This is a genomic window from Paenibacillus azoreducens (assembly GCF_021654775.1).
In the GTDB taxonomy this organism is placed as follows: Bacteria; Bacillota; Bacilli; order Paenibacillales; family Paenibacillaceae; genus Paenibacillus_AQ; species Paenibacillus_AQ azoreducens.
On record NZ_AP025343.1, the window covers coordinates 5,208,076 to 5,220,588 of the forward strand.

General features: G+C 49.4%; 10 protein-coding genes. All 10 read right to left on the reverse strand.

Annotation, left to right across the window (positions count from 1 at the left end; genetic code table 11):
• Nucleotides 1-111 precede the first annotated feature (111 nt).
• The 10 genes from L6442_RS23165 to L6442_RS23210 all read right to left on the reverse strand — a co-directional run bounded on the left by L6442_RS23165 (nucleotide 112) and on the right by L6442_RS23210 (nucleotide 12,512).
• Nucleotides 112-2,091: a right-handed parallel beta-helix repeat-containing protein gene (locus L6442_RS23165; RefSeq protein WP_212979666.1), complete on the reverse strand. Its 1,980-nt coding sequence runs from the start codon at nucleotides 2,089-2,091 to the stop codon at nucleotides 112-114.
• A gap of 37 nt (nucleotides 2,092-2,128) precedes the next feature.
• On the reverse strand, nucleotides 2,129-3,346 hold the full coding sequence (locus tag L6442_RS23170) for a hypothetical protein (RefSeq protein WP_212979667.1): 1,218 nt from the start codon (nucleotides 3,344-3,346) through the stop codon (nucleotides 2,129-2,131).
• A gap of 55 nt (nucleotides 3,347-3,401) precedes the next feature.
• The gene (cps2T, locus tag L6442_RS23175) at nucleotides 3,402-4,634 is read right to left on the reverse strand and encodes a beta 1-4 rhamnosyltransferase Cps2T (protein ID WP_212979668.1); all 1,233 of its coding nucleotides are present in this window, start codon (nucleotides 4,632-4,634) and stop codon (nucleotides 3,402-3,404) included.
• A 172-nt stretch (nucleotides 4,635-4,806) separates the two neighbouring features.
• A complete protein-coding gene (locus tag L6442_RS23180; protein WP_237100053.1) occupies nucleotides 4,807-6,324 on the reverse strand; it encodes a right-handed parallel beta-helix repeat-containing protein in 1,518 nt (505 codons plus the stop codon).
• A gap of 27 nt (nucleotides 6,325-6,351) precedes the next feature.
• Nucleotides 6,352-7,752 (reverse strand): O-antigen ligase family protein, encoded by a 1,401-nt coding sequence (locus tag L6442_RS23185; RefSeq protein ID WP_212979670.1) that lies wholly within the window; start codon nucleotides 7,750-7,752, stop codon nucleotides 6,352-6,354.
• A gap of 12 nt (nucleotides 7,753-7,764) precedes the next feature.
• Nucleotides 7,765-9,027: a glycosyltransferase family protein gene (locus tag L6442_RS23190; RefSeq protein ID WP_212979671.1), complete on the reverse strand. Its 1,263-nt coding sequence runs from the start codon at nucleotides 9,025-9,027 to the stop codon at nucleotides 7,765-7,767.
• Nucleotides 9,024-10,145: a glycosyltransferase gene (locus L6442_RS23195; protein WP_212979672.1), complete on the reverse strand. Its 1,122-nt coding sequence runs from the start codon at nucleotides 10,143-10,145 to the stop codon at nucleotides 9,024-9,026. The genes L6442_RS23190 and L6442_RS23195 overlap by 4 nt, the downstream gene beginning before the upstream one ends.
• A 27-nt stretch (nucleotides 10,146-10,172) precedes the next feature.
• Entirely contained in the window at nucleotides 10,173-11,378 is a 1,206-nt protein-coding gene (locus tag L6442_RS23200) for a hypothetical protein (RefSeq protein ID WP_212979673.1), read from the reverse strand.
• Nucleotides 11,350-11,880, reverse strand: coding sequence for a GNAT family N-acetyltransferase (locus L6442_RS23205; protein WP_212979674.1), 531 nt, complete (start codon nucleotides 11,878-11,880; stop codon nucleotides 11,350-11,352). The genes L6442_RS23200 and L6442_RS23205 overlap by 29 nt, the downstream gene beginning before the upstream one ends.
• Nucleotides 11,790-12,512, reverse strand: coding sequence for a GNAT family N-acetyltransferase (locus L6442_RS23210; RefSeq protein WP_212979675.1), 723 nt, complete (start codon nucleotides 12,510-12,512; stop codon nucleotides 11,790-11,792). Before L6442_RS23210 ends, L6442_RS23205 begins: the two co-directional genes overlap by 91 nt.
• Nucleotide 12,513: the final 1 nt, after the last annotated feature.

Below are 12,513 nucleotides of genomic sequence, written 5' to 3' on the forward strand. Positions count from 1 at the left end.
GCCTTACAACAAAAAAAATTGACTGCCGGAAGCGCTCCTAGCCAGCTCCAGCGAATCAATTCGGTTTTCCCTTATAGTGCGTGATTAAAAGCGGACTTTTTGAACAACCTCTTACGGATTCACGCTAACAATATTGCCGGAAAAGTCTCTCCAGTTCGTCCCGTCAAAATAAACCGGTTTTTTCTTCACCGTATCGTAATAGACATCGCCTTCCACCGGCTTTTTGGTTACTTCCGTGCTTCGTTTTAAATTGATGAACTTATCTTTCAGCACCACTTCGGCATATTTCCCGTTGGAATTTCCGGGTTTACCTCTGAAGAATAACCGCCCTGTCTGAACCTGATACTGCAGAAATCCGGGGGCATAATCGGCTGAAGGAAATCCGGAGGAACTATTTTCATCAATAATCATGGGGGTCAGCATCGTCTTCTCGAATCCTTTGAAATAAAGCGCGAACGTATTGGCGTTATACCATACGGATCCCGAATCGATCCCTTGAATATTACCGTTATTTACATCCCCCTGAAGCTGCGACATCCGCAGCATGGGAATACGCTCTGCAATCTGTCTTCCGCCCCAGCCCATGTCAGCTTCAATATGATCATCCATCGGCAGATTCCCCGGGTTGATGTTGCCTTGAATATGATGATGTCCCGAAACGACGGAAATCGCCTTAATGCTGTACTTCCGGCCTGGACGCGTATCCAGAAACAGATTTCCCTGAACAACCGTAAATTCCGCTCCAAATAAATTGATCCCGCAATTTTGGTCATGGTTCGTAGCCGGATTCATATCCTGGTAATTCCAGTTGTGGATACGATTGCTTGTCATAATAATGTTCGAGCACCCCGGCTCGGGATAATTCGAACCGTTTACGGCGGCAATGCCGGAGGTGGGTACATTTTCGATCGAATTCCCGTCCACGATAATATCTTTGGAAGCATACATATTGATGGCGCCGAAGCTATAATCCTTGATTGCCGGTGCACTGATGCTGTTCCCTTCTACAATGCACTGCCTTACTCCCCACAGCTCGATACCGTCATAACGGTTGTTGATGCAAATATTGCCCGATATCGTTATATCGAACGTCTCGAATTGGCTGGAAGCAAACGCGGTAATTCCTTCTTGTCCATTTCCGATGACAATATTCCCTGCCGCCAAATTGCTGAAACACTTACGGCCGTCTCCCGTAATCCCGATATTCGTATCAAACGTAATTCCCTGTCCGCCGCAGTTCTCGATATGATTATTCACGACCCGGCAGTATTTGGATGAGGAAACGTTAACCCCGATATTCAGGTTCCCCGGTACATTATTAAAGAGCAGCTGATTTTTGATCTGATTGCCCTCAACCAGCATATAGCTGCATCCGCTTAAATACAGGATTCGCTCGTTCACATTGTTGGTGTTCAGGATTTGATTATGGGTAATCATCCCATTCGAGCAGCCCGAAAAAATCCAATTGCCCGTGTTCCCTGTTATACGCAGCTGATGGATATGGAAACCTGTGCATGAATCCAAGTTAAAGCTGATTTTCCCTTCCATGCCGGTTACTTCAAAGGAGGAGACGCCTGAGGCCGAGAAAATCGTATCTGTTCCCTGCGACGCGTTTTGAAGCACGGCCCCTTTTTCACCAGCCAGCTTCACACCCGATTTCAAGGAAACGGTGCCTGCATTGTATGCCGCCGCCGGAAACACAACCGTTCCGCCTATGGAAGCTGCCGTATTGATAGCGGATTGAATGCCTCGGGTATCGTCCGCTTTTCCATCTGCCACAGCGCCAAACCATTGCGGGTAAAATTCTTTGACCTGGGGTTTGCCCTTAATCAAGCCATCCCCGGCAAAAATCTGCGTCATTCCTGCCTCGATTCTTCCATTCAAGGTCAATGATTTTCCGCTGGTTATATTCAGCCTGGCACCATTCATGAAATTTAACGCGATGCTTGCATCTACCGTCAGGTCCGTATTCACAGCATACGTTCCGCTTGAAAGAATCAGTTCTCCTCCCCCGTTTGCTTTTAATTGGGCAAGATCACCCAGAAAACGGCCGGGATCTGTTACGATAACCCATGAGGTACTGTCAGCCATCTGCCTCAACTCCCTGCTTATAGTACTACCAGACTATTCAAACGATTTCTCGTTTGCTGTAGTCATTCTGATTAATTCTAGGGATATTGAAGGCAAGCCCATGCATGCTTTTCCTGTCATCAGATAACAGAGTATGATTGGCAATCAAGCCATAGAGAATCCAGTTTACCGGATTGGTAAAATAACCGCCGGCAATTTGATAACTAAGAATAAAGATCAAAAGCCCGTATTTGAACACCCTCTCGTGCCTTCGCACCCGCATCACCAGCATGACTAGGAAAACGAACAGCAGCAAGATTGCCCCGATCCCTCCCTCTGCGATAACGTACATAAACGAGTTGGCAATAATCTCAACCAAGCCATGGCTGTAATAAGTATTTTTGACAGCATCCGTATTCAGATTGCCCCATCCGGTTCCAATGAAATTGGAATCTACGAGAATCTGCCCCATTATTCTGGCGCTGACGTTGAAACGGTAAAAAACGGAACCGTCCGTACCATTTACAATATCGTTAAACCGCATATAAAAACTGTTATTGCTGGCTGCAAACCTGAAGAGAGCAAAGACTCCCACAATCGATAAAAGCATAGCCGCCAAAAGTTTCGGTACGCTGATTCTTTCGCCCAAATAGTAAATGTACATAACGGTCAACGCCAGCCCTAGACTGAGCATCCCCCCCATACCTGCCGATACGATGACAACTCCCGCATTCGCTGAAAGGAAGAAGAGGTTGATCATGTTTTTTCTTAGACCCGTCTCGCGCATAATGAAGCTGACCAAAATGACGATCAGAATGCCTGCATGAAACGATGCTTCGCTTGGTTCGGCGTAAAAAAGCGCAAGCCGGACCTTTTGGTACAGGTTGACGTCATCGTCCAGCCGCCATAGCAGCTTCGTCTTATGCACCATACCGATACAAAGTAAAACCAGGTTGATCGCAGATGCGGCATAAATGATCTTTTTGAAGGAGTTCAGCCCCACCTTCATCTCCTTTACCTGCAAAAACAGCACAATATTCAGAAACAGCTTGGAGAGGTTAACGACAAGACGGCCCACTTCAACATGGTCGTTCATAAGAATTTGCAGGAAGGCATACAGAACGGCAAAATAGACATATCCAACAGCCCTCCAGGTCAAACTTCTACGTTCAATAACATCCTTTAAAATCAAAACAATGGACAAGAAATAGAATAAATCCAGGTTGGCTGAAATCTTCTGGTGCAGTATATAAATGGACGCGAAAATGATCTCCATATGACTCGTATACCTCATGTATTAGATATTCGCCATCGATTGCCCGGGCCAGCCATTACCGGCTTTGCTTCAGCTTCTCCCCGGTATATTCCGGTAAGCTCCTTACACGGGAAGACTTTCGGTGAAGTACCTCAAAGGAATGGAATAAATGCTCATAGGATTTGACGATGTGGTTCCAAGTATATTCCGCCGAAATCCGCCCCTTGGCCTTCGCTTCAAGTTCCTTGATCATGCGGTCGTCATAACGCTCCAACTCGCTGATTTTCGCTGCCATGGAACCCGGCTCGGCCGAAAAATACAAAGCCCCGTCTTCCCCTACCTCGCGGTTAAACACCACGTCATACAGCAAGTTCAATTTCGTGGATGCCAAAGCTTCGAGCAGCGAAGGATTCGTGCCGCCCACTTCATGACCATGGCAATAACCATAAGCAAGCTCCCGGATTTTCTTCAACAGCTGCTGCTCATATACCGTCCCCACAAACTTGATCCGAGGATCGCGGTCGAACCGGCATTCCCGCTGCAATTCATCGTAAAGCGGGTTTTGTTCAATCCCCGTAATGATCACCAAATCCTTGTCCGTGTCCGATTTCATGTATTCCTTGATCATCAGCTCATAGTTATTTTCAGGCACAAACCGGCCGATGATCAGATAATATGCGCCCGGCGTAACCCGGTGTTTCTCCAACCAGCCCAGCAGCTCCGGACTTTGGTCATCCAGCGTCGAAGAAGCCAGATCCGCACCGTAAGCGATAAACGTCGTTCTGGGGCGGTATTTGGCGTAGTCCTCGTGAATATACTGCTCGATTCCCCTCGAATCGCAAACGAGCAGATCGGCATGTTTGACCATCAGTCTCTCCGAGACCTTCCAGTACCGCTTGATCAGTGCGTTCCACTTGCCGCGTTTCCACTCATGGCCGTCGGGATTGACCAGCACGGTCACGCCCATGTGCTCAAGCTTGCGTTTATAGGGATAAAAAAAAGGCCCGATCCGGCAGGCCAAAATATAGACCTTGCAATCCGTCAGCCGGTGCCGCCGGATGTAACGGATGCATTCCTTTAAGCTGAGCAAATCGTACAGGACGGCCCTGGCGCTGCCGATAGCCGGAACGGCGACCTGAAAGCAGCGCGCCCCGTTGTGTTCGAATTCCCCTTTCCGGTCCGACAAGCAGGCGACATGATACCGGATATCCCGGTTTGTTTTGCGGGCCGTCAGCTGCTCCACGAATGTCTCGAAGCCCCCGTACCGGGCCGGAATCCCCTTGGAACCGATAATAAACACATGCTTCATCTTCCATACCTCTTCCGTTTTTATGTACCTTGCAGGTTTAAACAAAAAGAAACGCCTACGGCGTCCTGTTCAAGAACGGTAAGCGATTCCGCGAGAAATATAAGATCAGGGTATGTGCTTCTTATATTTCAAAAAAGACCCCTCGGGCCTTATAGAACTTGCGTTGACCTCTTTATAATACGGAGAAGTTGCGCGATAATTCCATGATCTGCGAGCCGTACACCAGCAGCGTCATGCTTGAATCCGCCGGAAAAGCGACGTATGAACCGCTGCCCTTCAGTTTGACGTTCGGAATCTGCCGGGATATTCGCAAATTGCCTGTATAGGAATACAGCACGACGATTCGCGGCAGCGATGCGGACAAGTCCTCTTTCGTCAATTGAGTAACAGTCGTTGTTTTTGTATATGCAAACACAGCAAGCGTGAGATTCGAAATATCGACGGCAGCCGAATTATCCGTAAACGCCTTGTATTCTTGGGATAACACTCCCTTGATCGGAACGGCCGGCAGCCCTTCGGTATTGCCGCTCAAATAATTGGTGCTGACCGGACTCGCGGAGTAGTAGTCGCGGCTTATCGAACTTGCCGGATAATTCGTAAATTGGTTCGAAGTGATGCTGATCGAAGCGCAGGTCGCAGGCGAATCGATTTTGACCGGCTGGTTTTTGCCGTATTGGCTTCGCGCGTTGTTACCCGTAATATTAATAAAGGAGCTGTCTTTGATCTGCAGCGCGTATATTCCTGGGAAAAAGATATTATTGTTCGAAACATTGCCGATAAAATAGGGACTGTTTTCGATGTAGACGCCTGTGGACTGAATGTCCTCCCCCGACTTCCAGGTCAGGTTGTTGCCGTTTACGATTCCGCCCACGACCGATGACAAATACACGCCGTATTGCTTGGCCCAAGCAACGTTATTGTTCGCGATCACCAAATTAAAGCCATCCTTGGCAATAACGGCGCTTTCCACCGCCTCGAATAAATGGTTCCCTTCGATAATAACCCAGTTAAAATCTTCGATGTAGATATTCGATTTTTCCGAGCCCGTATGCCCGAAAAACAATGTATTGCCTTTGCAAACCAGGCCATCGATGCCTTTGGCCCATATATGGCATATATTGCTGAAAGCACCCGGAACATTGGTTCTTGATTCATACATATTATTCGAAAAATTCACGTCGCCCACCACATGGTTTCCGCCGTCATCCGGAGCAATAAAGTCAACGTAAAGACCGTAATTGCAATCAATCAGCTGGTTTCCGGAAATCGTAAAACGCGAGCAGTGCTGCGTCTTGTTTACCTTTTCAAAATAAATGGCTTTCAGGCAGTTGATAAACCGGACTCCCGTAATAATGACACCGTAATACCATTTGCAGTTGATGCCGTTTCGGGTCTTTTCCCCCTGAATGGTGATACCGTCGATTTTGACATTGCCGGTACCGGTAAATCTGTCGTTTGCGGTTGGAGTTCCATACAGGTTGATCGAACCATTTAACGTTCCGGTTCCCGTAATGCACACATTGGATGTCGTGATCGTAATATTCGCATTATAGACGCCGTCCGGAATCACAATCGTTCCGCCGCTCGCGGAAATGCTGCCTAACGCCAGCTGGAACGCCCGCGAATCGTCTGTCACACCATCTCCCTTGGCTCCGTAGAGCCGTACGTTCACGCCCCCAACATCGGCCATCAAAGCCACCTCCCTCATCCCGAATGGTCAGATCCCCTTGTACATTTGCATTATATTGACGACCTGCCGGTTTGGTTTGGGACAATTTGACGGCTCCATTTGTACATTTTGCTTGGCCGATTGGCGCATGTCCGGGCTTTTGCGAGCAAAGACAAGGACGAAGGCGATTGCAAAAAAGGTATACGTGCAGAGGCTGTAGTATTGGTTCGGATTGAAGTTCGCGACAATAAAATAACCAAGGAAAAGGGCTACAGGAAACCAGCCTTCCCCTTTGTATTTTTTCAAGCTCCAAACAAACAAAGCCCCAAAAGCGAAGAAGAACATCATAAATCCGAAAATCCCCTGCTCCACCAGCGCGTTCAGGAACTGGGAATGCAAAGCGATATCATCGATTCCGTGATGGGTCTGCATGTAAGGTATATACTGCCCGGCCCCAAGCCCGAACCAAAGATGCTCCCGCAGCACGCTGAACGCACCCGTAAACTGCATGAAACGATGGGATTCCGTATCCCCCCGGTCCAGGAACAGAATTTGGTATAACTGATCAAAAAAGAGCTGGTAGGCAATAACGGCTGCCAGGCCTGCTGCAATGATCATCCCTATTTTTTTCATGAGCCCATACCTGTTGCCAAGCGGAGCGAAAAACAGAAAAATCAAAAACTGCACGCAAACCGATAAATAACCGATTCTCGTAAAGGTGAGGAACAAAAATGCCGCATTCAGCAGCATGGCGGTAAAAGCAAACAAGCTTTTTCGCTGCATAAAATAATACAGCAGCACAGGGAATAAAATCGCGCCGAGATTGCCCGCGCCGTTGCTCGCCCCAACAAAACCAACCACCCTTTTGGCGACTTTAACCCCTTCATAATAATTAATGGAGTCCTGCGCCGAAAAGAGCAGCAGCGATTTATTCGTCGCATATTGGAGCAGGCCCAGCACCGAATTGGCAACCGAATAGCATACTATGCAAAGGAGCAGCGTTGATGCATGAATCTGAAGCATGCCAAGCAAATAAAACAATAAAGCCATCTGCAGCAGATTCAGGAGAAGATTCAAATGGTAAACGTATAGGCCGGCTTCGTAAATCTCCAAAGTATATCCCTGAAATAACAGCATCAGAAGCATAAATGCAATGGATCCGGCCGCAAGTCGAAACCTTGTCCCGCTAATGCGGTCGGTTTCCAGTGTCTGAAGCTTGTTTTTTAGCATCAAATGTACCGAAAGCGACAGATTTACAATTAGCAAAACAAATACCGTAATATCCACGCGCACATTCTCATAGCCGATATTCAGCTGAATATTGCTGACCATCGCCAGCAGCACCAGACCAAGCAATGTTCCCCCCAGCCGCTTATTTGGCAAAAAGTTCACCGCCACCAGCATTCCCGCCTGCAGCACAGGTATAAGAAACAGCATGATTGTGAGCATAATCAACCCTCATCACTCGGATTTTACATTCCGCCCGTCCAGCATGATTTGTTCCATAAACTGAAGTATCCGTTCCGCTTGAAACTTTCGGGAATACTCCCGTCGGTTGGAAAAATCATACGTTGCCCCGCTCAGACGCTCCAGCGCCTGCGCGATTCCGTTTGCCTCATGACCGGCGCATTCCCCATATCGTCCCTGGACAAGCGCTGACAATTCACGGTCCTCCGTCACTGCAAGAATAGGCTTGCAGGCGCCTATGTATTCAAAGGTTTTGCCCGGAATGGCATAGTCGCTCCCGTGCGTATGGGTTAGGATAACGGCAGCATCCGCTTCCCGAAGCAGCCTTACGGCCTGCTCATGCTCCAAGCTTCCATGAATGTGAAGCGTGACTCCGGACTCCGCGTCAGCTGCGCTGTCCATATCGCTGATCGCCTGCCTGTCAAGCAGACCGGCGATGTGAAGCTCCACGTCAATCCCTTTTCGTTCAGAAAAAATCTGCAGACCTTCGATGAGCGCTTTAACGTTCCTGCCTTTATAAATCGAGCCGATATGCGCCAGAATCATTCGTCCTTTCGCAAGCGAAACCGGCTGAAAAACCGCGCCTTCAAAGCACTCCTCGTCATAGCCGTTTTTGACAAGCTCCATCTCAAGCACCGGATTTCGGATCCGGTAATGCTGATGGATCCCCTCGGAAACGGCAATTACGCCGTCCGCAAGCTTAGGCACCATTTGTTCAGCCTGTTTAAGCACATATTTCGGATTGCCTTCCCCGATGCTGTGATTGATAATGTCGCGGATTTCGATAATGGACGGCAGATGCGGCGACTTCCGCTTGATATAATCCAGCACGTATAAGCCATACACGTCCGGTACGGTGACGAACACGGCCTTAACTTCTGTTTCCAGGAGCAAACGATCCAGCTCTGCATACAGGGAGGCGTTCATCCGGTCGAATTTGAACTTGCTGTACTTGTAATTGCGCCATGCCGATAATATCCATTTCTTTCGTAGCATATTCTCCGCATACCGGCGGAAGGCGCCGCTTTTCTCATGCGTTCTTCCGCCTCTCATCGGCTGGGTCAGCATGCTGTCCGCCGTCGTATATTCAAAGCTTGCGGATGCGAACCGGCTGGGCTTTGTTCCGTATTTTCCGTCATGGATCACGATCAGTTCGAACCGCTGCCGGAAATATTCCATCAGCCCCGCAAACCGGACCGATGCAACCACCGGCTCGCCTTCGATATAGTCCGAGACAATGATCACGGATTCTTTCATCCCGTATCCGCCTCCCTGTCATTTAGGCCAAGCAGCCGTTCATAACCTTGCACAGTCAAATCCGCCGCCCGTTCCCAGGTGTATTCGGACATAATCCGGTTCTGCAGCCGCTCGTTATAAGGAGCCTCAAAGGCTTCAGTGACGGCTCTGCGGATGCTCCCGACATCCCCAGGTTCGCAATAAAAAGCGTCGTCTCCAAAATATTCCCTGGTCGTTCCCCTGGTCGTCGCAACGATATTGCATCCGCTGACAGCGGCCTCCAGCGACACCAGGCCAGGGGTATCATACCAACTGGGGAGCACGTGGACTTTGGCCCGTTCATACAGCTTTTGCAGTTCGCGGTGGTCCACTTCATCCAAAATTTGGATGTTGTCCTTCCGGATCGCTTTTTTCATCGCCTCAAAATATTTCCGCTGCGTCTCATGTGCCGTACCCGCAAGGATCAGCTTATAGGGCAAGTCATTAAACGCCCGGATCAAATTCAACTGATTTTTCCGGGGTTCGAATCTCCCCACGCACAAAATCGTCTCCCGAGTCGCTTTGGGATCATACGAGAAAATACGGGCATCGATCGCATTGGGTACCACCAAATAATGCAGCTTTTTTACCGGCTTGAAAATGCTCCGGATGAGCTCGACCTCTCCCACGCCATTGGGCAGAAGCAGATCCGCCTGGTCCAGAATTTCGCGCTGCAGCCTGGTATACCCCTGCCGGATCAACCGCAAGGTCCCTTCATGTTTTTCTCCGTCGATATAATAACGGTACATCGCCCTCAGCTTCTCCATGTCGTCGTAACGGATCATGCGGTTGACCATTTTCCGCAGCCCGATCTGGCCCTGCCGCTCAAACTCCGCACTTCTCCAGAATATGGTGGAAAGGGCGACTTTTTTATGCTGATCTTTGGCATTGTTCATGAACAGGATGGTTTCCTGCGGCCGCAGCATATTAAATACATGCACAAGATCATACGCCGACAGATCCACCTGTGGGTCGCTGTTGATGTCAATTCGGATGCCGGAGTACCGATTCTCGATAAATTCCTTGGTTTTCAGCAGTTGGACGGTATCCCCACCCTTGCGGGTGAAGATATTATATCTGGTTTGATAAAGCACCCTCATAACGCCTTCTCCTTTACGCAAATCATGCTATATTCCGCGGGTTATGACATAATCCCCTTCCATCACCGGCACGTTGGCGGCTCCCTTTCGCACATCCAGATGGCGGCCGTCCGGAAGCTGAAGCCGGAAAGGCCGAAGCTCGCTAAAGCTCAAAGACAACAGTTTGTCCCGATCTTTGGTCTCATGTTTTAATGCAAACCGGTTTTCCGCAAACCGTTCGATCATGACCCGATCGCGCAGATTGACGTAATCGGCCAGTTCCGTCCCTGTGCAATACCATACGTTTTTTCCTTTGACATAGCTGAAAATTTGGAGCAGGCTCTCGCGGTCGTCAAAAATATTCGGGCTTTGCCTGCGGCCGTCATCACGCGAAGGCGCAATATGCTCCTGCACGCTGATGACCAGCCGATGCTTCAGGAGATAATCGATTTCCCGCAGCTTCCACTTGATAAAAACCGGTTTTAGCATCCGCTTGATCCGATCCTTCGCCGATGTTCGGGCATGGTAGAGCCCGTTCAGAAGCGCGCCGTTTACCGTCGACGGAATATCAAGCACGCCGTTTTGGCCAAAACGCTTTACATCATAATTGCTCAGCGGGTCCGAATCCGGTCCGCAGCACGGGTCTTCGCTCCCGTCCGCCCGGCCGCGGTTCCAGTATCGGCACCACCATGCAAACCCGGATTCATCGATGCTTTGATCCGAAAACCCATTGCTGGTATAACCGCAATATTTGCCGCCGGATGGCTTCATTCCAACTGCATCCTCAAAAATCCGCACTCCCTCGTCTATTTGGTGCAGCGCTTCTTCCAAGCTGGCAAATGACGCCCATTCCTGGATAAAATCCTTTGCTTCCTCGCCTACGATGCCATGCGTCGTCCCATGGTAAGCAAGCTCATAATTGGGATGCTGGTGGACGGAACGAAAGAAAGCCTTGCTATCCTCGTCCGCATTGATTGGCTGAGCGGTCATCGCGTGGACCGGATTTTGGATCATGCCGACACGGGCCCCGACAGGCACGAAGAAAGTCACCTTTACTTCGGGATAATACTTCAGGATCTCTTCCCGCAAAAAACGAAACGAGGACCGGTCCTCCTCCTTGAAGAACCCCCAGTCCTCGCCCCAATCCAAGCTGCCGTCGCCACTGGTGTCAACCCATGCGTTGGCCAGATCATCGATCATAAACAGCACGGGCGAATCCGCGCCGTTAAACCATTTGCTTCGGTCGATGTGCATGCACGCTTCTCCTTGATTCCAATATTGCTTCTCCCGATATGTGATCCGGCTTCTTCTGCTTCACCGGAAACAATGACCGGATGCCTTCCTTATTCGTCTGCAGCAGCGTCCAGGCCTTCAGCAATTTTCTGCCGCGATCACGGCTGATCAAACGGATGTGGTGGCACAGCCTGGCTCTATCCGCCCAGAAAAATTTGTACTCCTGAGCGCCGCTCATAAAGTCGACTTCCTTGACTCCGCTGTCCAGATAATATTCCATCACCCTGTTCAGCAGAACAAGCCCGACGCCATACTCCATATACTGCTGGGAGAAGGATGTGATATACAGATATACTTTGCTTCTATAACTAAAGGTAAGCATGGCCGAAGCGATGCTCCCGCCGATTTCGAGATAAGAAAAATGCGCACGGTTCATTGCCGCAAGCTTCGGTACGATCTCCCGGTAAAAATCAACCGCCATCCGGTTTTTGAACAGGCTGTCCTCCCACCGTATTTTGTGCATCTCAAAAAACTCTCCCAAATGCGGCCATCTACGGGAACATGAACCTCCAGCTTAACGTTATGCTCCCTGCTTAATTTCCGTTCTTTCCGCTGGATCGCCTTGATTCTCCCCGAAGCCAGCTGATCCTGGTGGAATGAAGCCATGTCCAGATACGGCATAACCGACTTCGGCTCGGCAAACACATCGAATGAGCCGCCAAAAACTTCCCGAATAAGCCCCATAACCGGATGCAGCGAATGGAGATTGTATAAATCGATCCAATCCCACTCCTGCTGATGTTCCTTCAGCGTCTTGGCGATTTCCTTCAGCAATTTTACTTGGCTGTATTGCCGATGCAGGAAAAAGCTGCCGGTCTCGCCGGTTCCGGAAACGATAAACTGCAGCGATCTTACGCGGGTCCACTTGATTTTTTGCCTGGCAATGCACATCGGGGCAATGGCGACGCATTGTTCCCGGTCGGTGATGATAACAATGAACAGCTCATGTTCCTCGTTAAACATATGGCTTAGATAGGAATCCAGCCATTCCCAGGTATCGAAAATTTCCGCGTTTTCCAGATGATCTATCAATTGCTTCCAAGCCGGCTCCCAGGGAGCCAAGTCTTCAGCCTTTCGCACAATCACTGTATTCATG